A 25,467-nucleotide genomic window follows, 5' to 3' on the forward strand; every position below is an offset into this window, starting at 1 on the left:
GGCACTCCAAGTGTCGATGCAATCAAAAACCACCACAAAACAGTGTTCGTGGCATAGTTAATTATGAAACCCCCTAGCGTAATCACTAGAACCTATCCTAGATCAGATAGGTTCCGAACTTTGCAGTTGTATTTATTTTTTACGACTTAAAGCTTCCGCTACACCTTTGCCTAATTCAGCAGGGGACTTAATGGTCACAACACCCGCTGCTTCTAATGCAGCGAACTTTTCTTGTGCTGTTCCTTTACCACCGGCAATAATCGCGCCAGCATGACCCATACGCTTACCTTTAGGTGCAGTCACACCCGCAATATAAGCAGCAACAGGTTTTGTGACGTATTCTTGAATAAAGGCAGCCGCTTCTTCTTCAGCCGAACCACCGATCTCACCGCACATTAGAATCGCTTCGGTCGCAGGATCGTCTTGGAACATTTTAAGAATATCGATGAAGTTTGAACCGGGAATCGGATCACCACCAATACCCACGCAAGTACTTTGTCCCCACTCGCCGGTTTGTTTCACCGCTTCATAGGTTAAAGTACCAGAACGTGACACAATACCGATTTTGCCGGGTTTATGAATAGCACCGGGCATAATACCGATTTTGCACTCTCCCGGCGTAATCACACCGGGGCAGTTAGGGCCGATTAAACGTACTCCTAAGCTATCCACAATCACTTTAGCATCCAGCATATCTAATACGGGAATACCCTCAGTAATACATACGATTAATTTAACGCCAGACTCTGCCGCTTCAATAATCGAATCTTTACAAAAAGGAGCCGGTACATAAATCACAGAGGCATCGGCACCTGTCTCATTTACCGCTTCTTTCATGGTGTTGAATACAGGTAGACCTAAATGGGTGCTGCCCCCTTTACCCGGAGACGTACCGCCGACCATTTTCGTACCATAAGCAATGGCTTGCTCAGAGTGGAATGTACCTTGCTTACCAGTGAAACCTTGGCAGAGCACTTTAGTATCTTTATTAATCAGAATGCTCATGCCGCACCTCCTACTGCTGCTACTACTTTACGCGCAGCATCACCCAAATCATTAGCAGCAATCACCGCTAAACCACTATTATTGAGTAATTCTGCACCTTTTTCAGCATTATTACCCTCTAAACGTACCACTACCGGAACGGTCACATTAACCTCTTTAACGGCTTGAATAATACCGTCTGCAATCAGGTCACAACGCACAATGCCACCAAAGATATTCACTAAAATACCTTTCACAGCCTGATCGGATAGGATAATTTTAAAGGCTGCGGCTACACGAGCTGCGGTTGCACCACCCCCTACATCGAGGAAGTTAGCAGGTTGACCACCGGATAGTTTAATAATATCCATAGTCGCCATCGCAAGACCGGCACCATTGACTAAGCAACCAATATTACCCTCAAGAGCAACATAGTTGAGTTCCCACTCAGAGGCTTCAATTTCACGCGCATCTTCTTGTGACTTATCGCGCATAGCAACGAGTTCAGGCTGACGGTATAACGCATTACCATCCACATTGATTTTACCGTCTAGGCATAATAAGTTGCCTTCAGCGGTCACTACCAAAGGATTGATTTCTACCAGTGATAGATCTTTTTCCACAAACATTTTGCCGAAGTTAACCAGTAACTTAGTAAATTGTTTGATTTGATTGTCATTGAGTCCGAGTTGGAACCCGATCTCGCGCGCTTGATAAGGCATAACCCCAACTAGTGGGTCTACTACGGCCTTAAGAATTTTCTCTGGGGTTTCATGGGCGACTTTTTCAATCTCCATCCCACCTTCAGTCGAGGCCATGATGACAACACGACGGGTAGAACGGTCGACTACTGCACCTAGATATAATTCACGCGCAATATTGCAGGTTTCTTCTACTAATACGACTGTAACGGGTTGACCATTCGCATCGGTTTGATAGGTGACTAAGTTTTTGCCTAGTAAACGCTCTGCAACATCCGCAGCTTCAGCAGGAGAGCTGACTAGCTTCACACCACCTGCTTTCCCACGTCCCCCCGCATGCACTTGAGCTTTCACTACAACTTTAGAGGTACTAAGAGCTTGAGCAGCAGCGGCAGCTTCGTCAGGCGTTGAGGCCACTTTGCTTACCGGCACAGGCAAACCATATTGGCTAAACACCGCTTTGGCCTGATACTCGTGTAAATTCATTGTTAAATTTCCTTTGGTAGTTTTTTAGGCTAGGTACTTATCATACCTAGCCATTTGAACGTTGTGCTACAAGTTTTATGTTATATAACCTGTTTGAGGCAACCCATGGATACTACGTTTACTTACGCTTACGATTGACACCATGTATAGCACGCCCCCCGACTGCGAGCATCGCCTCATGCATCGACTCAGATAGGGACGGATGAGCAAAGGTCATACGCGCTAAATCCTCAGCGGTACTCTCTGTTTCAATCGCTATAGCCCCTTGAGCAATCAGTTCTGATGCCATCGGGCCTACGATATGCACCCCTAAAATCCGATCCGTTTTAGCATCCGCGAGGACTTTAATCATGCCATTATCTTGATCCATGGCTTTAGCACGACCATTCACCGCAAAGGAGAAAGTACCTACATTGTACTCAGTACCCGCTGCTTTCAAATCCTGCTCAGTCTTACCGACCCACGCGATTTCAGGGTGAGTGTAAATAACCCAAGGAATAGCATCATAGTTAAGATGAGGTTTTTGACCGGCAATGCGTTCGGCAACTGTCACACCCTCTTCAGAGGCTTTATGAGCGAGCATTGGGCCTTTTACGCAATCACCAATCGCATAAATACCCGCAACACCCGTCGCACAGTGATCATCCACCACCACACGTCCACGCTCATCGACAGCAACACCAGAGGCTGGATCAATCGCACCGGCTGTATTGGCTTTACGCCCTACTGCCACAATGAGATTATCTACTGTGAGGGTTTTCTCGCCTTCAGCGTCTTGATAGCTAATCACAATGCCCGCATCGGTTACATCGACTTTACTCACTTTAGAGTTAAGGCGAATATCTAAACCTTGCTTTTTGAATTGAGTCTGAGCGGCTTTAGCAACATCACGGTCGGCAGCGGCTAAGAAATCGGGCATAGCCTCAAGGACGACCACGTCAGCACCTAAACGACGCCATACGCTGCCCATTTCTAAACCGATAACACCTGCACCAATCACCCCTAAACGCTTAGGAACGGCTTCCCAATCCAAAGCGCCTGTAGAATCCACAATGCGAGTATCTAGCCAACGCGCAATCGGTAGCTCAATCGGTACAGAGCCAGTCGCAATAATAATATTATTAGCGCTATAGGTATTAACTGCACCATCATGCCCTTTAACTTCAACTTGCTTATTAGCTAGTAGTTTGCCACGACCTTGTAACCATGTAATGCCATTGGCTTGAAATAGTTGAGCTACACCACTAGTTAATTGCCCGACAATTTTATCTTTGCGAGCAATCATGGTGGGGACATCTATTTCTAGCCCAGTAACCGTAATACCGTGACCGGCATTCGTATGGGTAATCTCTTCATAACGCTCCGAGCTTTCTAAGAGCGCTTTAGAGGGAATGCAACCCACATTTAAGCATGTACCACCTAGGGCTGGCTTTTGCTGCTTATTAATCCACTCTTCGACACAAGCGGTTTTTAAACCTAATTGCGCACAACGGATAGCCGCTACATAACCACCGGGGCCGCCGCCAATTACAATTACATCATATTGATTCGACATGAATAACGCTCCTTACACATCCAACAGAATGCGAACGGGGTTTTCAACCAATTCTTTAATGGTTTTCAGGAAGGTTACAGCCCCTTTACCATCCACAATACGGTGATCGTAAGAAAGAGCAATATACATCATAGGTAGTACAACGATATTGTCATTCGCATCGACCATAGGACGCTTTTGAATCGAGTGCATACCTAAAATAGCGCTTTGCGGAGGATTCAAAATAGGGGTAGATAATAACGAACCGAACACACCACCATTGGTAATGGTGAAGCTACCACCGGATAAATCAGACATATCTAATTTACCTGCTTGAGCTTTCTTCGCATACGCAGTGATAGCTGCTTCAATATCCGCAAGACCCATTTCTTCAGCACTACGTAATACCGGAACGACTAAACCACGATCAGACGATACCGCAATACCGATATCACAGTAGTTACGATAAATAATGTCATTACCATCAATAGAGGCATTGATTTCAGGGAAACGTTGCAGCGCAATGGTAGCGGCTTTCACAAATAACGACATGAAACCTAAGCGCGTATTATGTTTCTTTTCAAACGCGTCTTTATACTCATTACGCATATCCATTAAAGGCTTCATATTGACTTCATTGAATGTCGTCAACATAGCAGTGGATTGCTTGGCTTCTAATAAACGCTCAGCAATACGGGCGCGTAAACGAGTCATAGGTACGCGAGTTTCTTCGCGTGAACCTGCAACAGCTTTCGGTGCTACCGGAGCAGGTGCAACGGGGGCAGGAGCTGCCGTAACAGGAGCCGGAGCCGCTTTAGCCGTAGTAGCAGCTACGTCTTCTTTAAGAATACGACCATTTTTACCCGAACCATCGACATCCGCTCTAGATAGATTAGCTTCATCCATCATTTTACGCACGGCGGGACTAGCAGGTGCTTCAGCGGCAGAGCTAGCAGCAGGTACACTTGCAGGAGCTGGAGCGGCAGGAGCCACAGCAGCGGCAGCACCAGCAGTAACGCGGCCTAATAATTGACTACTAGTAACCGTCGCACCTTCTGGTTGCAGAATCTCGCTTAATACACCGTCAACAGGTGCAGTGACTTCCAACATGACTTTGTCGGTTTCAATTTCAACTAATATTTCATCTTGCTTGACAGCGTCGCCAACTTTTTTATTCCAAGTTGCAACAGTCGCATCAGCAACTGACTCTGGCAGTACTGGGGTCAGTATTTCACTCATTCGTTCATATCCTCAACATATTATTTAGCGTGGCGTACAGCTTCACTACAAGATTGTCGACATTATAGCCCCACAAGGTTACTTGTCAATTATAAGCCATGGGTATTGTCGACAACTAAATAGTTATTAAGATAACGTGACCTTAGCACTATACCAATTTTTGTCCGGTTTTTTCCCAATCCTTCATAAATCCAGCGAGCCCTTTGTCGGTTAAAGGATGCTGATAGAGCTGATATAGAATCTTAGGTGGCAAGGTTGCTACATGAGCACCGACGGAGGCAGCCTCAACGATATGCAAAGGGCTGCGAATAGAGGCGGCGAGTACTTGGGTATTGAGTTCGGGATAGTTGCGGTACATGTTCACAATATCGGCAATTAACTGAATCCCTGACTCACTCACATCATCTAAGCGCCCCATAAAAGGCGATACATAAGTGGCTCCTGCTTTAGCGGCTAATAAGGCTTGGGAAACGCTAAAACATAAGGTGACATTGGTCGCAATACCTTGGCTTGAGAGCACTTTACAGGCTTTTAAACCTTCCACCGTTAAAGGTAATTTAATACAGACATTATCCGCAATCGCACTTAGCACCTCGGCCTCTTTCAACATAGTCGGTGCATCCATGGCTAACACCTCGGCACTGACAGGGCCTGAGGTAATAGTGCAGATTTCACGAATGAGCTCTTTAAAGTCACGCCCAGAGTTAGCAACTAAGGAGGGGTTGGTGGTCACACCATCGACCATACCCGACTCACACGCTTGACGAATTTCAGCAATATCGCCGGTATCAATAAAAAATTTCATTAGACTCTCCTAGAGGGTTGGGATGAGTTATTTAATAATTATGGTTTATTAATCCGCTACTTAAGCCGCTGCTCGGCGTTGATATTCATCACTTTGCATCTCATTTAAGCGACTCATAGCACGGTCGTATTCAAACACTAGCTTTTCCCCCTGATATAAAGCATTTAAGGGAATGGCGGTAGACAAAATCAAGCGCACCTGACGATCATAGAGTTCATCAATGAGGTTCAAAAAGCGCCTTGCCGCATTCTCATGAGCTTCAGTCAAAACCGGCATGCCTGATAACACTACCGTTTTATAACCATCTGCAATCTCAATATAGTCACGCGCCGAACGCGGCCCTTCACACAAAACAGGGAAAGTAAACCAGATAATATTATCAGCAAGTTTGTGGACAGGTAAGGAGCGCCCTTGGATTATTATCGTGGTATCGGTATAAATCTTACCTGTTGCAATGGTATTAAATTCTTGGGTTAACTCACGTTCTACTTCATCGTCTTGGTGGCCTTGAATAAAACCATGTTCACCAACCTGACGCAACATACGATAATCCACATTATTATCCAGCTCCACCACATCCATGCTTCGTTTAATCAAAGCAATCGCGGGTAGGAAGCGGCTACGTTGCAAACCATTCAAGTACAAATCATCAGGCTTACGATTAGAGGTTGTGACAAGAGTAATCCCCTGCTGGAAAAAGGCTTCTAATAGCCCATATAGCAGCATCGCATCCACAATATCTAACACATGAAACTCATCTAAACACAATAAACGCATAGTAGGCGCTTCGCGTTTAGCTAATTCTTGTAAGGGATTTTGTACATGTGTAGTCTTTTTCAGCTCATCATGCACGTAATTCATAAAGTGGTGGTAGTGCATACGTTTTTTTTGCGTAATGGGAACGCGCTCATAAAAACTATCCATGAGCCAAGTCTTGCCACGCCCTACTCCGCCCCAAATATAAGCGCCGCGCACAGTGTGTGGGGCAGCCGCCTTAGGGCTAGCAAATAAGGAGAATAATCCCCGCTTAACTGGTGCTGCTTCCACGACTGGAGCGGCTACTAACTCATCCCAAATCCGTTGTAATACTTTCACCGCTGCCGCCTGTGCAGGATCGAACTGAATCACCTGCTGTTGAACGGCGTCTTGGTAGTATTCTTCTAATAACATAACACCACATTTCTCTAGAAAGCTGATCAAATTAGGTGGATTATCCACTAAGACTCATGCTGGAGTCATCCAAGTAATAAAACCCTCGCTGCCTACAGCTAGGGATATGAAGTATTTTACGGAGCACAGCTTGAAAATTGTCGACATTGTACTTGAAAAACAGCAATAACGTTAGTATTAATACCACTACTATGACCAATATTAGCAAGTTAACAATAGGTATAATACTAACAATGTCGACAAACCACATGAGAACAGATTAGATGGGCTTTAATCATTTAACACCCGAACCTATTACCATTGCTGATCGCTTATTTCAGGAATTGCGCCGCGCTATTTTAGGAGGTGAGCTGCCGCCTGGTAAAAAAATTAGTGAACCTGAATTAGCTAATCAATATAACGTTAGCCGTGGCTCATTACGTGAAGCCATTAGTAAACTGGAAAACTGTAATCTAGTCACTCGTAAACCCAATATTGGCGCACGGGTAGTTGGGTTTTCGACTAAACAACTGATGGAAATTTATCAAATCCGTGAGGCAATGGAGGGCATGGCGGCGCGTCTAGCAGCAGAAAATATGAGCAATGAGCAGCTCGCTCATCTCAATAGTTTAGTCGAGCACAATAAGACGGCAGTAACCACTCAAGACCCCTATGCTACTCCAACTAGTGTTCATTATGACGCTGATTTAGATTTTCATTTTTGTATTATTCAGGGTTGCAATAATGAGCGTCTCCAGCGTATGCTCTATGTGGATTTATATGATTTAGTGCGTTTTTATCGTTTCCGCTTAAATCCACGCTTTTCAGAACAAGCATTGAGTGAGCACGAATTAATTGCTTCCGCGCTTAATAATCGAGATGGTGAAATGGCTGAGCTGTTGATGCGCCATCATATTAGAGCCTCTAGGGCGCGCGCCCAACATCATTTATTGGCAATTCCACCTGATGAAATTGAGTGATGGTATTGACTAAGATCTAAAATACTGTCGACAATAAGCAGCAATATAGGGCGTTAAAACTGCAGTTGTGGTTGGAAAAATGCGTAAAAACCGCTATTATGCCCAGCGGAAAATAAAAGATGTCGACAATCTTTTATAAACGTTAAACCTCACCAAACGGACTATTAACGCGCATGCAGAACTCAACCAAACGACCTTTGTCACCCTTTATGTTGGGCACGCATTATAAGTGGCAACTCACTTCAGCGACATCACTGTTACACCGTGCTACCGGTATAGCAGCAGCGGTAGGCTCACTTGTCGTGGTGTATTGGCTCACCTCATTAGCAGCAGGTCCTCAAGCTTTTGATATTGCTACCTCTTTTTTAGGCTCATGGCTTGGTAAATTTATTCTGTTTTTCTGGACTTGGGCTTTATTTTATCATTTATGCAATGGTATCCGCCACTTAATGTGGGATCTGGATTATGGCTTTGATCTGCCAACGACTTACCTCACGGGTAAGATTGTTATTATTGCATCGGCTATTTTAAACCTTTTACTGTGGTTGGTTGCCTAACCTTTGACCGGAGATTTTCCATGAGCCGTCTATTAACCCCTTTAAAGAAAGTGCGTGGCCTTGGTTCGGCTAAAGAAGGCGTACACCACTGGTGGATGCAGCGTGTTTCGGCTGTAGCACTCGTACCGCTTACGCTATGGGCTGCTTTCTCAGTCGCATCCATGGCAGGCAAGCCTTATGAAGCAGTCCTCACCTATTTTGCTGCTCCTTTTAATGTTGCCATGTTTACCCTCTTTTTATTTGCTGGCTTTTATCATGCATCCTTAGGATTACAGGTCTTTATCGAAGACTACATTCACCATGAAAACACCAAAATTGTAACCTTGATTGCAATGAAACTGTTGATGGTATTACTAGGCACAGTGAGCATTTTAGCCGTGCTACGTGTGACCTTTGGAGGCTGAGGAAAAGTTTATGTCGGATTATAAAATTGAACACCATACCTATGATGTTGTGGTAGTAGGTGCAGGTGGTGCGGGTTTACGTGCAACGTTTGGTATGGCTGTCAAAGGGCTATCTACCGCTTGTATTACTAAAGTATTCCCTACTCGTAGTCATACGGTGGCTGCACAAGGTGGTATGTCGGCAGCTCTAGGTAATATGGGGCCTGATAAGTGGCAGTGGCATATGTATGACACTGTTAAAGGGTCTGATTGGTTGGGTGATCAGGATGCGATTGAGTATATGTGTCGTGAAGCCATCCCTGCCGTTATTGAGCTAGAGCATCAAGGTGTGCCTTTCTCTCGTACCGAAGCGGGTCTGATTTATCAACGCCCTTTCGGTGGTATGACGACTAACTATGGTGAGGGTATTGCACAGCGTACTTGCGCGGCGGCGGATCGTACTGGTCATGCTATTCTGCATACTCTGTATCAACAATCACTGCGTCATCAAGCTGAGTTTTATATTGAGCACTTTGCTACTGACCTGATTATGGATGACGAGGGTGTTTGCCGTGGTGTCTTAGCGTGGGACTTAGCAACGGGTGTTTTACGAGTATTTCATGCTCAAACCGTAGTCTTAGCTACAGGCGGCTATGGTCGTGCTTACTTCTCTGCTACCTCGGCGCATACTTGTACTGGTGATGGTAATGGTATGGTGACGCGTGCGGGTCTACCGCTGCAAGATATGGAGTTCACTCAATTCCACCCAACGGGTATTTATGGCTCAGGTTGCTTAATTACTGAAGGGGTGCGGGGTGAGGGTGGTTACTTAACCAACTCCAATGGTGAGCGCTTTATGGAGCGTTATGCACCTAATGCCAAAGACCTTGCCTCACGTGACGTTGTTAGCCGCTCCATGACCGTTGAAATTAATGAAGGTCGCGGTGTAGGTGAGAAGAAAGACCACATTCATCTGCATTTAGAGCATTTAGGCGCTGAAATTATTCACGAACGTCTCCCCGGCATTGCAGAAAGTGCGCGTATTTTCGCCGGTGTAGATGTGACTAAGGAACCGATTCCAGTATTGCCTACTGTCCATTACAACATGGGTGGTATTCCAACCAACTATCATGGCGAAGTCGTTACCCTAAAAGATGGTAATCCTGATGCCATCGTTCCGGGTTTAATGGCGATTGGTGAGTGTGCTTGCGTATCGGTACATGGCGCGAATCGTTTAGGCTCTAACTCTCTACTTGATATCGTTGTGTTCGGACGTGCGGCGGCTAATCGTTGTGCTGAGACTTTAACACCGGGTGCTACTCAACCCGATTTACCGCAAGCCGGTTTACAAAAAGCATTAGATCGTTTTGATGCGATTCGTAATGCCAAAGGCACTAAATCCACCGCGACTATTCGTGACGAAATGCAGCACGCCATGCAAAAACATGCCGCTGTCTTCCGTACCGGCGCATCCCTGCAAGAAGGGGTGGACAAAATGAATACCATCTATAGCAGCTTCCAAGAGGTGGGTATTCAAGATCGCAGTTTAATTTGGAACTCCGATTTAATGGAAACCTTAGAGCTGGCTAACCTATTAGAATGTGCTCAAGTGTCAGTACAGTCCGCCTTAAATCGTACCGAAAGCCGGGGCGCTCATGCGCGTGAGGATTTCCCTGATCGTAATGATGAGCAATGGATGAAGCACACGCTGTCTTGGTTAGACCCACAAGGTAAGGTTACGATTGATTATCGCCCTGTACATACCTATACCCTAACCTCGGATGTCGAGTACATTCCGCCCAAAAAACGCACCTACTAAGAGACACCTACTATGGCTGAATTTAAATTACCGGCAAATTCTGTCGTTAAAGAAGGCAAAACGTGGCCTGCTCCTAAAGGTGCGACCCGTATTAAAACCTTTAAAATCTATCGCTATGATCCAGATAGTGGTCAAAATCCCCGTTGGGACACTTTTCAAATTGATTTGGATAAGTGCGCCCCGATGGTACTTGATGCACTATTGAAGATTAAAAACGAGATTGATACCACCCTAACCTTCCGTCGCTCTTGCCGCGAGGGTATTTGTGGCTCTTGTGCTATGAATATTGGTGGTACTAATACGCTGGCTTGTATTAAAGCGATTGATGATATTCCGGGCGATATTACTATTAGCCCCTTGCCGCATATGCAGGTGATTAAGGATCTAGTACCTGATCTAACCCACTTCTATGCTCAATATGCGTCCATTAAACCTTGGATGCAAACCGACACCCCCATCTCTGGTGATCGTGAGCGTTTACAATCACCGGAAGATCGTAAGAAACTCGATGGCTTATATGAGTGTATCTTATGTGCAAGTTGCTCTACCTCTTGTCCGAGCTACTGGTGGAATAGTGACCGCTACTTAGGCCCTGCAGTATTACTGCAAGCGTATCGCTGGGTCATTGATAGCCGTGATGAGGCGACAGGTGAGCGTCTGGATAATTTAGAAGATCCTTTCAGGCTCTATCGTTGCCACACTATTATGAACTGTACTAATACCTGCCCTAAGGGTTTAAACCCTGCCAAAGCAATTGGTCAGCTCAAAAAGTTCATGGTTGAGCGTCGAGCCTAGCTCTCAAACCCCTAGGCCACTTGGTTTTAGGGGTTTTTCCTTATATTATCCTTCCCTTTATAGCCCTACCTTACCCTAGAGTGTATTGGAGTGATTAGCTATGAGTGAATTCTCACGCCTTAAATTACGTTGCCGCCGTGGTATGAAAGAGTTGGATGTGATTTTGATACGTTACCTTGAGCGCCATTATGAGACCGCTAGTGAGCAAGAGCGCCGCTATCTCAATGAGCTACTCGACTTACAAGATCCCATTTTGTACGGTATGGTGATGGGTATAGATCCAGCACCTGCCCCCTATCAGCCACTAATTGCTAAATTAGCTGCCTATTAATGATGAGTTATTGCTATGTCCGATCTTATTCATCTCCAACCTCAAGCGGCTTATGAGTTTTTACAAACGACCTCAACTAGTTTGCTAATCGATATACGCTCCTCAATGGAATATCTATTTGTAGGGCATGCCATAGGCTCCGTGCATATTCCTTGGATTGACGAGCCGGATTGGGTCGTTGATCCTAATTTTGCTCAAATCGTGGAAAAAACCCTAGCGAGTCGCTTTAAAGAAACAAGCCCTAAACAAGATACCCATGTCATACTCATTTGCCGGAGTGGTAAACGCACCTTAGATGCGGCTGATGCCTTGCTCAAATCAGGCTTTGAGCATGTTTATCATGTTGAGGAGGGTTTTGAGGGCGAAAAAGACGAGCAAAACCACCGTAGCACGGTAGGTGGATGGCGTTTTCATGGTTTACCTTGGGAACAATGTTAGTATTCTAGAATCTAACCCCAGTTATAATTTGCTATTATGTACAGCTAAGCCATACTTACCCTACCAATACTGGCTAAAGACATTGATTACACGGGCAAGTCAACGCGAGTAGACCTCTATTAACAAGGACGATTCTATCAATGAAATTTAAATCATCCATTATTTTGGTGCTAGCTGCTCTATGGGGATTAGGCAGCTGGTGGTGGTACACCTGTAATATCAAAGGGTTTTGTAGTATGGCGACTAATCAAGTCGCTGCTAATTCAGCCTACAACAACCCTACCGATGATGAGAACCAAGATAATGATAAGGATGGTATTCGCAATGGCGACGAAAAGCGCCTCGGTACTGATCCTAATAATACCGATACCGATGGCGATGGTGTGCCTGATTTGGTAGAAATTAGTCAGATCCCTAATGATACGGATAATGATGGCTTAATCGATGCGCTAGATGACGACGATGATAATGATGGAATTCTAACGAAAAACGAGCAACCCGATCGCAATAATGATGGACGGGTAGATGATGCGCTCGATAGTGATAATAATGGCACACCTGATTATCTACAGGCTAATAAAGTTGCCTCTAAGGATACTGAAGCATCCGTTGTGACAGCTCTTGTTGAAGAGGGTGCGGTGGATATTTATCGACCAGAGACTCAAGCGGCAGCGATGACGGCTGATGAAGAAAAACGCCTTAATCGTGGCACACTCTCTCCAGCCCCTATCGTTCCAGAGCCTCCCGCCACTGAGACTACGACTAGCACCAAAATAGCTACCCTAACCGATACTAAAGAAAATAGTAAAAAAGACAGTAAAGAAAAAACTGATTCCGAAGCTAAAAAATCGTCAAGTACTGACAACAATAAGAGTGCTACCGAATCCACTAGCAAAACGACCGAAAAAGAAAAGCCAACCTCCAAAACAAAAACAGCGGATAGTACAAGTAGCACGAGCAAAACGGATCAGGATCAGCCCAGCAAGTCAACTACGAGCAAGACCAAGGAAACTGCTAAAGAAAGCTCTGAGACAACTGAGAAAGCTAAATCGGCTGATAAAGCAAAATCCTCTAAAACTGAAACAGCCCAAGAGTCAAAGGCAGAGCCAGAACCACAAGACCCAGAAGGTAAAGATCGTAATAAAATGGTGGTCTATCAAAATGGCAAATCGACCGATACCCGCCTAGGCCCTGCACGGCTTAATTTCCCTACTGGTTTGGCACGCCCAGCGTTAAGTGATGAAACAGCGGATTACTTTGATACAGTAGCGGCCTATTTGCAAAAACATAAACGCGCTACTATTAAAATTACAGGACATACCGATAGTCGCGGCGCTGCTGATTTAAACGAAAAACTGGCTTTAAAACGAGCAGAAATTGTACGTGATGCGCTCATAGGTCGTGGTGCGCCTGAAAAGCAATTGCAGGTGAACTCCATGGGTGAGTCTAAACCTATTGCGAGTAATAATACCGCTGAGGGACGGCAACAAAATCGGCGTGTTGAAATAATGCCCTTAAAGTAAAACAAGGATGCTGAGTAGGATACAACTATGATTGAACATTTAACAACACGCTACGACCTCAGCAATGCTGGCTGGGAGTTAGGTATTATTTTAGCCGTGGCTTTTATCTTAGGATTTTTATTTTGTTATTTTCAAAGTAATGTGGATGGAGAGTAATTAATAATATGGATGCTACTCATTACTCCCTCTTGCAAGCCAGTTTAGAAATTATAGGCTTGATTTTGCTAATGTTTCTCCTTGGGATATTGGCTTGTACCTTATTACGCCGCTTAGGTATCTGTTGTCGTAACACTAATAGCGATGAGCCTTCTTTGTTTACGTTAAAGGAGCCGGCTGCTTTTGACTTTGATGCTTCATCTAATAAACCTTCGTTTGATGCTCATCCTACCTTTCCGCTCAATGGAAATATGGTTCCTAATAATAACGAACTTAATCGTGTTACACGCTCCAATAACCCAGCGCCCATGGTAAATCCGCAACATAATCGGAATATCCCCCCCGCGCCTATACCTCAACAGGAGCTACCCCCAGCACCCTCGCTAGAAGTCGAACTCCCTACTCCCACGGCTACGACTATTACCAAACCAGAGCTGCCCCCTGTGACCGTAAATCCAATCGCACATACGGATGCAACAGAGCGCCCTGTCGCTAATAGTAACAATAACTCTGGTTATGTCGTGGATATTGAGACCTTATTGCGCCGCAAACCTGAGGAGCCGCCCACGGCTACCATTGCAGCGGCGAGTAAGCATCATGGTATTGAAACCACCGCCCGTAGCCCTGCGCTGAGCACGGTATCTATTGCTGAGTTGCTTAATACACAGGCTGATTTAATTGATAATTTGCGTAAACTAGAAGGGATTACTCCGCGCATAGAGGCGTTATTAAATGAGGCAGGTATTAAAAGTTATCAAGCCTTATCCCAACAAACTCCGCAGGTGCTCAGGCAAATTTTAATAGCTGCGGGTGAACCCTTTAAACAAATCGACCCACAAACATGGCCTTTTCAAGCAGAGCTAGCTTCTAAAGGGGAATGGGCGCGTTTACAGGATTATCAGGGTTATTTAAAAAATAATCCTATTTGATCAAGATCTGTCGTGAGTTAGAGCGGCTCTACTCTGAGCTTATGACAGAGGAATACCATAGAAGTGCTAGCGGATATAGCTGTGGCATATGCCATAGCTATATCCGCTAGCAGTGAAGCTCCCAAACTGCTACTAGCCTTTGTACTGGCGTTGTATTGGCTAGCACTGAGACTACCATTTCCACCTTCAGCCGTGTTGGTAGTTGGCGATGCGATATTGGCTTTTATACCTAGTTTGCCCCCTAGGGATATGCTGCCTTACAGGAACGGAAGGCGTTTTTTGAGCGCTACACTGCGGACACTGATTTTCCAAAAAAGTGATTGGGAGCCGTGATTGGAGCTTTGCTAACCCTACTCCAAGCGTTCTACAAACAAAATACCCTCCAGATGATCATATTCATGCTGGATAATGCGAGCTACAAAACCGCTATATTCCTGCTCGTGTCGCGCCCCCATTGGATCGCACCAGCTTACCCGTAGACGGCTGGCGCGTTCTACCACACCCCGCTGCTCTGGTACGCTTAAGCACCCTTCTTCCCCGCTTTCACACTCAGCCGAGCACCATACCAGCTCTGGATTTATCATCACTACCGGCTCCATCAGAGGTGCATCCGTGTAACGTGGATTCGGGCGTGAGGCCACAATAATGATACGTTGCGACACAAACACCTGTGGCGCAGCAATCCCTACCCCATTAGCTGCCAGCATAGTCATACGCATGGATTCAATTAAATTCAGCAATACGGGGGTATTAAAATCAGCCTCCGGTACTGGCCTAGCCTTTTGTGCTAGGATAGCCTCGCCTTGCCGAGCAATGGGGAGAATAGTGGGTTCACACTGGACGGTGACTGGCACAATATTCAGCCCCTCTGATTCAGAGGGTATTTCAAAATAGCGCGTCACCTGATGAAATACCGCCACAGTATCAAACACCGCTCGCTCAGGCTGCTCGACGCTACGTTTAGCAATCTGCGCTAGGCAGCGTTCATCACTCACATCCAAAAAAATCAGCTCATGCTCACACCCCAGTTCCACACACAGTTGTTTAAACCATTGTCGCTGTTGCACAGTATTGGCGGGAAAATCCATAACCACATTCGTACCTGTACGCAGTATGTTCTGAACATGCGACTTCACCAATGGTTTGATCAGCGCTGCAAACTGTAGATAGTCCGCAAAGGAGTGAATTTGTTCAGGATATAAAGCAGAAAGCCACTCATCCTCGGATAGCAATACCGCATTTTTTTCGGTCGCCAGCATTTTTGCACGGGTAGACTTCCCTGCCCCCATTTTTCCACAGAAAAAAGTTAATCGTCCTAACTGTTCCATCATGAATGCTTCGCCATAGTAGGATAGGCCGCCACTAAATACTGCCACATGGACACTAAGGTTAGAATCGTTGCCACTAATAACGCGATGATCCCTATTTCACGAATCGGTAAAAACCATAAATCTTTATTATAAAGCAAACAGATTAAAGCAATAATTTGTGCTGCTGTTTTTAATTTACCAATATAAGCGACTGCAACCGTTTGATGACTACCGAGTTTTGCCATCCATTCACGCAAGGCAGAAATAATAATTTCACGCGCAATAATCACGATGGCGGCTAAGGTAAAAGCAAAATGCCCCTCACGCTCTACAATTAAAACTAAAGCGACGGCTACAATTAATTTATCCGCGACCGGATCTAAAAAAGCACCAAATCCTGATTCTAATTGGTATTTTCGCGCATAATAGCCATCCGCCCAATCGGTAATACCCGCAATGCCAAAAGTCAGAGCAGCAGCGAAGGGTGCCCATGAGGCAGGTAAATAAAAAAAGCCAATCAAGACCGGTATTAACGCAATGCGTAGCCACGTCAACATGACCGGCAAATTGAGCACCATATCGTTATTCTCCGTTAAATATATCGTAAATTTTCTGGGCTAACTCACGGCTAATGCTGGGGACTTTTGCCAGTTCTTCTACACTGGCACGCTCCACCGCTCGTATACCACCGAAATGCTTAAGTAATTGTTGACGACGTTTTGGCCCCAACCCTGAAATAGTCTCTAATACCGACTGTGTGCGGGCTTTTTGACGTTTAGCACGGTGGCCGGTAATGGCAAAACGGTGCGCCTCATCCCGAACTTGCTGCACTAGATGCAAAGCTCCAGAATGTTCGGGCAAATTTAAGCGCCCTTGTCCATTTTCAATAATCAGCGTTTCTAATCCCGGCTTACGCCCTTCTCCTTTAGCAACACCAACGACCTCTACACCTTGCACGTCTAATTCCTTGAGGACGGTCAGAGCTTGTGTCACTTGCCCCTTACCGCCATCAATTAATAATAAACTAGGTAGTTTGCCATCGTCGCGCGTACTCGGACGAAAGCGCCGCGTAAGCGCCTGATACATTGCCGCATAGTCGTCACCGGCCTGAATACCTTCAATATTATAGCGCCGATACTCCGCTTTACAGGCTCCGTCCTGATCGAAGACCACACAAGAAGCCACTGTCGCTTCCCCTTGGGTATGGCTAATATCAAAACACTCAATGCGTAGCGGTAAGCTACTTAGCTGTAAAGCCTGTTGCAGTTCGACTAAACGTTGCTGTGTACCCGCTTGTGAACTGAGCTTAGTTTGTAGCGCATGTTGGGCATTTTTTTGGGCGAGTTCCAGCCATTTAATACGTTCACCGCGCTGGGGTTTGCTAATGAGAATACGGCGTTGTTGCTTTAACGCTAGCATATCCTCTAGCACCTCTTGATCTTCAGGTAAGGCATTGACCACTATTTCTGGTGGCACATCATGATTCAAATAATACTGGGCTAAAAACGAACTCATAATATAGGCAATACTGGCCTCAGGATCGGGTAAGGCGGGGAAAAAATTATGATTACCTAGATTATTACCATTACGAATCATAAACACTTGTACACATACCACCCCTGCTTGCTGCTCTAATGCAATCACATCTACATTACTATTCCCGCTACTAATATATTGTTGTTGGGAAATATGGCGCAGGTTTTCAATCAAATCCCGATACTCAGCGGCCTGCTCAAATTGCAATTGTAACGCGGCGTTCTCCATACGTAGTACTAAGTCGTCAATCACCTCTTGGGTACGACCTTGCAGAAACTGAGTGGCTTGTTGCACTTGGAGCTTATAATCACTGTCCAACACCAAGCCCACACAGGGCGCGGTACAGCGTTTAATTTGATACTCCAAACACGGGCGCGAGCGATTCTTAAAATAACTATCCTCGCATTGGCGTACTTTAAATAGTTTTTTCATTAAATTCAGGGTATGGCGTACGGCCCCTACACTCGGATAAGGGCCAAAATATTGCCCCGCTTCTTTACGCGCCCCCCGATAAAATTCAATTTTAGGATAAAGCTGCTGCGTACTGATATGGATATAGGGATAACCCTTGCCATCTTTGAGCAGGATATTATAGTGCGGCTTATGCTCTTTAATCAGATTACTTTCAAGCAGTAAGGCTTCGGCCTCAGTATTAGTGAGCGTAATTTGAATCGCTTGGATTTGCTTCACCATGGCACGAATCCGCGCACTGCTGAGATTCGCTCGAAAATAACTGGTCACACGATTACGTAAATCTTTCGCTTTTCCAATGTATAATATCTCCCCCTTAGCACTGAGCATGCGATAAACACCGGGTTTATGCGGGACCGTTTTTAGAAATGCCTGAGCATCAAAACCTGCTGGCGTCACATCCAAGGCAAGTTCAGTCGACTGCTCAGTCTGTGCAGTAGGGGTGGATTCTGATGGGAGCATACTATTTGGTTTAGATGGTGCTAGGTTCAAGGGGAATGATTTGATTATATTAACAGAGCTACTATCAATCTTATACTTCATCTCGCAGCAGGCTAGTGCTTTTATACTGTCACTCTAGCTGATGCTGGATTAGGGCTTAAATGAAATGACTGACTTTCGTATCCTAGCACGTGCAGTGATTGAAACAGAAATTACAGCACTGCAACAACTACCTGAACACTTAGATGAGCAATTTAATCAAGCCTGCACGCTGATTTTGGAGTGCAGAGGGCGAGTCATTGTCACAGGTATGGGAAAATCGGGGCATATTGGTAATAAAATTGCAGCCACCTTAGCCAGTACCGGAACTCCAGCTTTTTTTGTCCATCCAGGTGAAGCTAGTCATGGTGACTTGGGTATGATACTCCCCGGTGATATTGTGATTGCCCTATCTAACTCCGGTACATCGGATGAGATTCTCACTATTGTACCCATGATTCGGCGCTTGCAGGTGCCAATTATTGCAATCACCAGCAATCCAGAATCTGCTCTTGCACAAGCAGCAACCTGTCATTTGAATATTGGGATTCATAAAGAAGCCTGTCCATTAGGATTAGCTCCTACCTCTAGCACTACGGCTACCCTCGTATTAGGGGATGCCCTAGCGGTCGCCTTGCTACAGGTACGTGGCTTTACCGCAAATGATTTTGCGCGGTCGCATCCCGCGGGGCGCTTGGGTAAGCGTTTACTGATTCATGTACGAGACTTAATGCAACAAGGTAAGGCGATTCCTAAAGTCCCGCCTCATGCAGATCTCAGTAGCGCTATTTTAGCTATCACTAAGCAGGGGTTGGGCTTAACCACGATTGTGACCCCTGATGATACCCTCTTAGGGGTATTCACCGATGGTGATTTACGGCGCACGTTTGCTAAGGGGATCGATTGGTTTAGTAAACCGATTCACACCTTAATGACGACACCGTGTCAAACCATTGGGGCGGATGAGTTAGCGGTTGAGGCCTTAAACACGATGCAGCAGTACTCGATTACCGCCCTACCCGTAGTAGACAATCAGCGGGTAATCGGTATTATCCATATGCATGATTTATTAAAAGCAGGCATTGCATAATGACTTATCCTGAGACGGTATTAGACACTGTATTAAACCGCGCACGCTTAATTCAACTGGTGATCTTTGATGTAGATGGTGTGCTGACGGATGGGCGTTTGTATTTTAATGATGCCGGTGAGGAGACTAAGGCGTTTTACGCACGAGATGGTTTGGGTATGCGCCTCTTAATGGATCACGGGATTAAAACTGCCATTTTGACTGGACGCCAATCAGAATTAGTTTTACATCGCGCCCGTAATTTACAAATGGATCTAAGCTTAGTGTATCAAGGGTATCGCGATAAGCGCCCGGCTTTTAAACAATTACTCCAGCAAACTGGACTGCAACCGGAGCAAATTGCCTATGTCGGTGATGATATAGTGGATTTACCAGTTATGGCACAGGTAGGTCTAGCCATTGCGGTGCAAGATGCTCACCCCATGGTCAAACAACACTCACATTGGGTCACGGAGCATCAGGGGGGTAAGGGAGCCGTTCGTGATGCTTGTGAATTGATTTTGAGCGCCCAAGGTCATCTTGATGCTATTGTGGCGCGTTATTTAACTTATTAGCCAGCCAGTAAGCCTAATGAAACGAGTCTTTTTTGTGGTATTGATTTTGGTTGCGGTGTTAATGCTGTTGGATGTGCGCCAATATATTGCCCCTACCGCTACCCCTCCTAGCACTGCGACTAAGCCTGACGTGATTGATTATTACTTTAATAGCTTTACCCTACAAAGCTATAATACAGCGGGGCAACGTAGCTATGAAATTCAGGGACAACATTTAAAGCATTGGCAAGCCCAACAAATGAGTTCTATTATCGCCCCCTATTTACAAAGCTTTACTGCACCAGGAAACCTAGAGAGTATCCTACAAGCCCAAGAAGCCATGCTTGACCATAAAAACAGACAGCTCGCGCTGAATCACGCCGTTAAAGTTGAATATCTGCCCCAAAGTGCTGATGTTATAACCTTAACCACGGAGCAGCTTGAGGCTGATTTAAATAATAAACTGATCACTACTACTCGCCACGTCATGATTCAATCACCTGAAGCGGTGATACAAGCCACTGGCTTGGAAGCAAAACTAAACGAGGCTTACTTGAGACTACCTGCCAATGTACAATCTGTCTATCAAACCCATTTTTAAATACACCCTGCTAGCCTTCTTAGGACTCGCCCCCCAGTTAAGCTCGGCCTTATCGAGTGATGTGGAGCAACCTGTGACCATTAATGCCGATGCGGCAGAATTTGATCGCAATGCAGGTAAAGCAGCTTATATTGGTAATGTAGTCATCAAACAAGGCACGCTAGAAATTAAGGCCGGTCGGGTGGATATTCTTGCCCCCAAAAATGAAATTCAGACCATTACCGCTGCGGGTAATCCAATTACCTTTAAGCAAGTCATGGACGATGGTAAAAATGCCTCTGGTCAAGCCAAGCAGATGATTTATCAAGTAAACCAAAAGCGGCTGGTACTAACAGGAGATGCTTTACTCATGCAAGACCGTGATAAATTTGCCAGCAATCGTATTGAATACCAAACCAATACGGGGCAATTAAAAGCAGGTAATGCGACGGCAGGGGCTGCGAATCTTCCGCCTGAACAGCGCCGGCAAGGACGTGTCAGTGCCACCTTCTACCCCACTAATAAAGCGCAATAGGTGCTCATGAATATCTTACGCGCAGAGCACCTGAAAAAGCGTTATAAGCAGCGTCAAATCCTTAAAGATGTTAGCTTAACGATTAATAGTGCCGAAGTGGTCGGATTGTTAGGCCCTAATGGTGCGGGTAAAACCACTTGCTTTTATATGATAGTGGGTCTAGTAGGTGCTGATGAGGGACGTATTTTTGTCAATGAGCGTGAGATCACCAAGGCACCTATGCACGAGCGGGCGCGACATGGTTTAGGCTACTTGGCTCAAGAGGCGAGTGTGTTTCGTCAATTGACGGTCGCTGACAATATTTTAGCGGTTTTACAATTACGTAAAGGTCTCAAACGCCAGCAGCGCCAAGAACACTTAGAGGCATTACTAGAAGAATTTCAGATCACTCATCTGCGTAATAGCTTAGGCATGAGTTTATCCGGTGGAGAACGTAGACGCTTGGAAATAGCGCGTGCTTTAGCGACAGAACCGCGCTTTATTTTATTAGATGAACCCTTTGCAGGTGTCGATCCGGTGTCGGTCTTAGAGATCCAAAAAGTGATTCAGCAGCTCACCCAACGCGGTATTGGTGTCTTAATCACCGATCATAATGTGCGTGAAACCCTTGGAATTTGCCATCGCGCCTATATTTTAAGTGAAGGAAAAATTTTGACCGAAGGTAACTCAGAGCAAATTTTAAATAATGAGCAAGTACGCAAGGTCTACTTAGGAGCTGATTTTCGGCTATGAATTTGCTCAATTTCATTTGATCCTTACCGATATTCAGATACTTTTGCGCTTTATGAAAAATCTATTTACCATCAAATCTCACTCTTGTTGTTTACAAGGTCAGGATGCCAAACAATAATGCTTAAACAGGGACTTGACATACGACTTGGACAATCATTGTCCATGACCCCTCAGCTTCAACAAGCGATTCGTTTGTTACAACTATCGTCTATTGAGCTAGAGGCCGAAATCCAACAAGCCTTGGAAGAAAATCCCCTCTTGCAAATGGAAGAGGAAGATTACACTTCTGGTTCTGAATCCTTAGAAACCTTTGAAGAAACCAAAACAAGCCAAGAGACGAGTGACGAATCCTATGACGAAGACTTTTCTCCTGCTGAGCTAGGTGAGAATTCGAGCCTTAGCCAAGAAATACCTGAAGATATTGAATCATTAGATACTAACTGGAATGAGGTTTATGACTCGCCCAGTAGTACTGATGATAGTGATATAAATACTTTCATCGAAAATCAAGCTGATAACTCTGATGATTTACAAAGCCATCTCCTATGGCAAGTCAATATGAGCCAACTCTCGGCTATTGATAAATATATCGCTGAAGTCATTATTAGCTGCCTCGATGGTGCAGGCTATTTAACCGAATCATTGGATGATATTTATACCCGCCTAGCAGATGAAGTCTTAGTTGATTTAGAAGATATCCATTGTGTACTCACCTATATTCAGCAACTAGATCCTTTAGGTGTCGGCGCACGTAATTTAGGAGAGTGTTTGCTTATTCAGCTCAGGCACTTACCTAGTGACGAACCACATCAAATCGCCTCCGCTTTAGTTGAAAAACATCTGGACTTATTAGAGCAACGCCACTATAAAGAAATTATGAAGCGCTTAAAAATAAGCCAGTCGCAATTGGAGGATGCTGTGAAGTTACTACGCACGCTTCAGCCTAGACCGGGTAGTGTATTTTCTAATATTAAAACGGATTATATTGTCCCTGATGCTTATGTACGCAAAGTACAGGGTAAGTGGGTCGTTTCATTAAATCCATCCCTCACTCCGCATCTGAATATTAATCAGCATTATGCTGATTTGATTGGACAATCTAAAGATGCCATGACTAATAATTACTTAAAAGGTCATCTCCAACAAGCGCGTTGGCTGATTCGCAGCCTTGATAATCGTAATAGCACCGTTTTAAATGTTGCACAGGCAATAGTTGAACGTCAGCACGGTTTCATGCAATATGGTGAACAGGCGATGAAACCTTTAGTACTCAGAGACGTAGCAGAGGAGTTGCAGATGCATGAATCGACCATCTCTCGCGTGACCACCAATAAGTATCTCCATACTCCACGAGGTATTTATGAATTTAAGTACTTTTTCTCCAGCCAATTAGATACCAATACCGGGGCTAGCTGCTCTTCCACTGCCATTCGTGCCATGATTAAACAACTGATCGAACAAGAAAGCCCACAGACTCCTTTAAGTGATAGTGATTTAACCCAATTACTACAAGAGCAGGGCATTAGTGTCGCACGCCGAACAGTAGCCAAATATCGCGAAGCAATGTTAATACCGTCCTCTCATGAACGTAAAACATTGCTCGCTACTTAAACCGTTTTGATCATAGTTGATCATAGAAACGGTTATTTTTGTCTGACCTGAAATAGGAGCGCGTATATGCAATTAGAAATTACTGGTCATCATATTGAAGTTACTCCCGCCTTAAGTCGTTATATTCATGAAAAGGCTACTCGACTTAAACGCCACTTTGATCAGCTCCTAACCATCCATTTTACAATTGAAGTTCAGAAACTGGTGCATAAAGCCGAAGCGACCCTGACGGTCAGTGGTAGCCGTATCTATGCCGATGCTAGCTCTGATAATATGTATGCAGCCCTAGATGCTTTGGCGGATAAACTCGACCGTCAAATCATAAAACACAAAGAAAAACTCAAAGACCACCATACTAAAGAAGGTAGCCATCGCAATCTTGCTTTAGCGGATGAGTCACAAGTTTGAGGAATTAGTAAAGATATGGACCTTGTCACCCTACTTTCACCGGATAGAATGGCACTTCATCAAGAAGTGAGTAGTACTAAACGAGCCTTTGAGATCCTAGCTGAATTGCTTGCTAAAGATCAGCCTTATTTAACGACTGAAATGATCTTTGAGGCTTTCATTAACCGAGAGAAATTAGGGTGTACTGCCTTGGGGAATGGTGTCGCCGTTCCCCATGTTGCACTAGCATCCGCAGAGCCGTGTGCTGCTTTACTGTGTAGCAGCGAAGGCTTAAAAATGGGTGCACCTGATAAAAAGCCGGTCTATCTCTTTTTAGCACTCATTGTGCCACTGCAGGAGGCTAAAAATACCTCTTACTGTGCCATGATGACAGAGGTGGCTTTGACTTTTATGCACAATGATCTGAGTGAACAGATTAGCCGTTGTACGACACCTGAAGAGGCCATGGTTTACTTAGAATCACTCTTAAATCGTCCTTTGGCTGCTTAATGTCTTCTACTCATTTACAACTTGTCATCTTAAGTGGTATGTCAGGTGCAGGTAAGAGTTACGCTCTGCATACCCTAGAGGACATGGGTTATTACTGTATTGATAATTTGCCCGCGCAGTTATTAGAGGAGCTACTACTAACTCCACAAATTGCGCGGCAAAATTTACTAGCGGTCGGCATTGATATTCGAGGCGGTAAAGAAAATCTCCAAGAGACCCCTCAGATTATTAAACGTATTCGTAGTTCTTACCCCCTCACACGCTTAGTCTACCTTTATGCCACCCCTGAAGTGCTATTTAAGCGCTATAATGAAACAAGACGTCGCCACCCACTGAATTATGAGGCACGTGATTTAAAGAGTGCCATTGCCCGCGAAGCAGAACTATTAGCCGATTTAGCCGAAGGCGCTGATCTTAAAATTGATACCTCAAAAACCAGTGTTTATGATCTAGGTAACCTATTACGTTTACGGCTAGATATTCCCGTACAACCCGGCCTATCCATTTTGTTTCAATCATTTGGCTTTAAGTATGAAATGCCCAGTGATTCGGATATGGTCTTTGATGTACGTTGCCTACCTAATCCCTATTGGGAACCTGATATTCGCCATCACTCTGGTCTAGAGACACCCATTATTGAGTGGCTTAAACAACATGAGCGGGTTGAGGATATGTATCAACATATCCAAAGTTTTCTAGATTATTGGCTTGAGGATGCGGAACAAGTATGTCAGCGCGCTTATTTGACCGTATCGATTGGTTGTACAGGCGGACGACATCGCTCGGTTTATATCGTGCAGCGCTTATATGAGTATTATCACCAACGTTGGGGTAATCACGTCCTAGTGCATCATCGAGAATTAAACCAATTACATTGATCCCA

28 protein-coding genes are annotated in these 25,467 nt (G+C 45.0%); 19 read left to right on the forward strand and 9 right to left on the reverse strand.

What is annotated here, in order from left to right:
* Window positions 1-132 precede the first annotated feature (132 nt).
* From sucD to zapE, 6 genes are all read right to left on the reverse strand, one after another.
* Entirely contained in the window at window positions 133-1,005 is an 873-nt protein-coding gene (sucD, locus tag A3IK_RS0106645; RefSeq protein WP_020559195.1) for a succinate--CoA ligase subunit alpha, read from the reverse strand.
* A complete protein-coding gene (sucC, locus tag A3IK_RS0106650; protein ID WP_020559196.1) occupies window positions 1,002-2,171 on the reverse strand; it encodes an ADP-forming succinate--CoA ligase subunit beta in 1,170 nt (389 codons plus the stop codon). The genes sucD and sucC overlap by 4 nt, the downstream gene beginning before the upstream one ends.
* 118 nt (window positions 2,172-2,289) lie before the next feature.
* Window positions 2,290-3,726: a dihydrolipoyl dehydrogenase gene (gene lpdA, locus A3IK_RS0106655; RefSeq protein WP_020559197.1), complete on the reverse strand. Its 1,437-nt coding sequence runs from the start codon at window positions 3,724-3,726 to the stop codon at window positions 2,290-2,292.
* Window positions 3,727-3,738: 12 nt separating this feature from the next.
* Window positions 3,739-4,944: a 2-oxoglutarate dehydrogenase complex dihydrolipoyllysine-residue succinyltransferase gene (gene odhB / locus A3IK_RS0106660; protein WP_020559198.1), complete on the reverse strand. Its 1,206-nt coding sequence runs from the start codon at window positions 4,942-4,944 to the stop codon at window positions 3,739-3,741.
* A 148-nt stretch (window positions 4,945-5,092) separates the two neighbouring features.
* On the reverse strand, window positions 5,093-5,749 hold the full coding sequence (gene fsa / locus A3IK_RS0106665; protein ID WP_020559199.1) for a fructose-6-phosphate aldolase: 657 nt from the start codon (window positions 5,747-5,749) through the stop codon (window positions 5,093-5,095).
* A gap of 60 nt (window positions 5,750-5,809) precedes the next feature.
* On the reverse strand, window positions 5,810-6,967 hold the full coding sequence (gene zapE / locus A3IK_RS0106670) for a cell division protein ZapE (RefSeq protein ID WP_020559200.1): 1,158 nt from the start codon (window positions 6,965-6,967) through the stop codon (window positions 5,810-5,812).
* Window positions 6,968-7,182: 215 nt separating this feature from the next.
* Here zapE and A3IK_RS0106675 point away from each other — a divergent pair, with 215 nt between their 5' ends.
* The 10 genes from A3IK_RS0106675 (at window position 7,183) to A3IK_RS20245 (ending at window position 14,809) form a co-directional block, all read left to right on the forward strand.
* The gene (locus A3IK_RS0106675) at window positions 7,183-7,878 is read left to right on the forward strand and encodes a GntR family transcriptional regulator (protein ID WP_020559201.1); all 696 of its coding nucleotides are present in this window, start codon (window positions 7,183-7,185) and stop codon (window positions 7,876-7,878) included.
* A 173-nt stretch (window positions 7,879-8,051) separates the two neighbouring features.
* Complete coding sequence (gene sdhC, locus A3IK_RS0106680; protein ID WP_026220847.1) at window positions 8,052-8,435, forward strand: succinate dehydrogenase, cytochrome b556 subunit; 384 nt, start codon at window positions 8,052-8,054, stop codon at window positions 8,433-8,435.
* A gap of 20 nt (window positions 8,436-8,455) precedes the next feature.
* Complete coding sequence (sdhD, locus tag A3IK_RS0106685; RefSeq protein WP_020559203.1) at window positions 8,456-8,839, forward strand: succinate dehydrogenase, hydrophobic membrane anchor protein; 384 nt, start codon at window positions 8,456-8,458, stop codon at window positions 8,837-8,839.
* Window positions 8,840-8,849: 10 nt separating this feature from the next.
* Window positions 8,850-10,637 carry a succinate dehydrogenase flavoprotein subunit gene (sdhA, locus tag A3IK_RS0106690; protein WP_020559204.1) on the forward strand — a complete coding sequence of 596 codons (1,788 nt, stop codon included), beginning with the start codon at window positions 8,850-8,852 and terminating at the stop codon, window positions 10,635-10,637.
* Between the two features lie 12 nt (window positions 10,638-10,649).
* Window positions 10,650-11,432 carry a succinate dehydrogenase iron-sulfur subunit gene (locus A3IK_RS0106695; RefSeq protein WP_020559205.1) on the forward strand — a complete coding sequence of 261 codons (783 nt, stop codon included), beginning with the start codon at window positions 10,650-10,652 and terminating at the stop codon, window positions 11,430-11,432.
* 100 nt (window positions 11,433-11,532) lie between these two features.
* The gene (locus A3IK_RS0106700) at window positions 11,533-11,763 is read left to right on the forward strand and encodes an FAD assembly factor SdhE (RefSeq protein ID WP_020559206.1); all 231 of its coding nucleotides are present in this window, start codon (window positions 11,533-11,535) and stop codon (window positions 11,761-11,763) included.
* Between the two features lie 15 nt (window positions 11,764-11,778).
* Window positions 11,779-12,201 carry a rhodanese-like domain-containing protein gene (locus A3IK_RS0106705; RefSeq protein ID WP_020559207.1) on the forward strand — a complete coding sequence of 141 codons (423 nt, stop codon included), beginning with the start codon at window positions 11,779-11,781 and terminating at the stop codon, window positions 12,199-12,201.
* Between the two features lie 140 nt (window positions 12,202-12,341).
* Window positions 12,342-13,724, forward strand: a complete 1,383-nt coding sequence (locus A3IK_RS20240) for an OmpA family protein (protein ID WP_020559208.1) — start codon at window positions 12,342-12,344, stop codon at window positions 13,722-13,724.
* A gap of 27 nt (window positions 13,725-13,751) precedes the next feature.
* Complete coding sequence (locus tag A3IK_RS21825) at window positions 13,752-13,880, forward strand: hypothetical protein (protein ID WP_020559209.1); 129 nt, start codon at window positions 13,752-13,754, stop codon at window positions 13,878-13,880.
* 8 nt (window positions 13,881-13,888) lie between these two features.
* Complete coding sequence (locus tag A3IK_RS20245) at window positions 13,889-14,809, forward strand: hypothetical protein (RefSeq protein WP_020559210.1); 921 nt, start codon at window positions 13,889-13,891, stop codon at window positions 14,807-14,809.
* 350 nt (window positions 14,810-15,159) lie between these two features.
* Here A3IK_RS20245 and def read toward each other — a convergent pair whose 3' ends face one another.
* The 3 genes from def to uvrC are packed head-to-tail and all read right to left on the reverse strand — an operon-like array spanning window position 15,160 to window position 18,588.
* Window positions 15,160-16,140 (reverse strand): peptide deformylase, encoded by a 981-nt coding sequence (gene def, locus A3IK_RS20750; RefSeq protein ID WP_020559212.1) that lies wholly within the window; start codon window positions 16,138-16,140, stop codon window positions 15,160-15,162.
* Complete coding sequence (pgsA, locus tag A3IK_RS0106735) at window positions 16,137-16,697, reverse strand: CDP-diacylglycerol--glycerol-3-phosphate 3-phosphatidyltransferase (RefSeq protein ID WP_020559213.1); 561 nt, start codon at window positions 16,695-16,697, stop codon at window positions 16,137-16,139. The genes def and pgsA overlap by 4 nt, the downstream gene beginning before the upstream one ends.
* 4 nt (window positions 16,698-16,701) lie before the next feature.
* On the reverse strand, window positions 16,702-18,588 hold the full coding sequence (gene uvrC, locus A3IK_RS0106740; protein ID WP_020559214.1) for an excinuclease ABC subunit UvrC: 1,887 nt from the start codon (window positions 18,586-18,588) through the stop codon (window positions 16,702-16,704).
* A 145-nt stretch (window positions 18,589-18,733) separates the two neighbouring features.
* On the opposite strand from uvrC, the gene A3IK_RS0106745 reads away from it, so the two are divergent.
* The 9 genes from A3IK_RS0106745 (at window position 18,734) to rapZ (ending at window position 25,462) form a co-directional block, all read left to right on the forward strand.
* Window positions 18,734-19,696, forward strand: a complete 963-nt coding sequence (locus tag A3IK_RS0106745) for a KpsF/GutQ family sugar-phosphate isomerase (RefSeq protein ID WP_020559215.1) — start codon at window positions 18,734-18,736, stop codon at window positions 19,694-19,696.
* Window positions 19,696-20,250 (forward strand): 3-deoxy-manno-octulosonate-8-phosphatase KdsC, encoded by a 555-nt coding sequence (kdsC, locus tag A3IK_RS0106750; protein WP_020559216.1) that lies wholly within the window; start codon window positions 19,696-19,698, stop codon window positions 20,248-20,250. Before A3IK_RS0106745 ends, kdsC begins: the two co-directional genes overlap by 1 nt.
* Before the next feature lie 16 nt (window positions 20,251-20,266).
* Entirely contained in the window at window positions 20,267-20,830 is a 564-nt protein-coding gene (gene lptC / locus A3IK_RS0106755) for an LPS export ABC transporter periplasmic protein LptC (protein ID WP_040848815.1), read from the forward strand.
* Complete coding sequence (lptA, locus tag A3IK_RS18780; protein ID WP_020559218.1) at window positions 20,799-21,344, forward strand: lipopolysaccharide transport periplasmic protein LptA; 546 nt, start codon at window positions 20,799-20,801, stop codon at window positions 21,342-21,344. The genes lptC and lptA overlap by 32 nt, the downstream gene beginning before the upstream one ends.
* A gap of 6 nt (window positions 21,345-21,350) precedes the next feature.
* On the forward strand, window positions 21,351-22,076 hold the full coding sequence (gene lptB / locus A3IK_RS0106765; protein WP_020559219.1) for an LPS export ABC transporter ATP-binding protein: 726 nt from the start codon (window positions 21,351-21,353) through the stop codon (window positions 22,074-22,076).
* Between the two features lie 117 nt (window positions 22,077-22,193).
* Window positions 22,194-23,687: an RNA polymerase factor sigma-54 gene (locus tag A3IK_RS0106770; RefSeq protein WP_040848816.1), complete on the forward strand. Its 1,494-nt coding sequence runs from the start codon at window positions 22,194-22,196 to the stop codon at window positions 23,685-23,687.
* Between the two features lie 66 nt (window positions 23,688-23,753).
* Window positions 23,754-24,095, forward strand: a complete 342-nt coding sequence (gene hpf, locus A3IK_RS0106775; protein WP_020559221.1) for a ribosome hibernation-promoting factor, HPF/YfiA family — start codon at window positions 23,754-23,756, stop codon at window positions 24,093-24,095.
* Between the two features lie 15 nt (window positions 24,096-24,110).
* Window positions 24,111-24,584 carry a PTS sugar transporter subunit IIA gene (locus tag A3IK_RS0106780; protein WP_026220852.1) on the forward strand — a complete coding sequence of 158 codons (474 nt, stop codon included), beginning with the start codon at window positions 24,111-24,113 and terminating at the stop codon, window positions 24,582-24,584.
* Window positions 24,584-25,462: an RNase adapter RapZ gene (gene rapZ / locus A3IK_RS0106785; protein ID WP_020559223.1), complete on the forward strand. Its 879-nt coding sequence runs from the start codon at window positions 24,584-24,586 to the stop codon at window positions 25,460-25,462. The genes A3IK_RS0106780 and rapZ overlap by 1 nt, the downstream gene beginning before the upstream one ends.
* The last annotated feature ends 5 nt before the right edge of the window (window positions 25,463-25,467 follow it).

It is taken from the genome of Thiofilum flexile DSM 14609 (assembly GCF_000380185.1).
In the GTDB taxonomy this organism is placed as follows: Bacteria; Pseudomonadota; Gammaproteobacteria; order Thiotrichales; family Thiotrichaceae; genus Thiofilum; species Thiofilum flexile.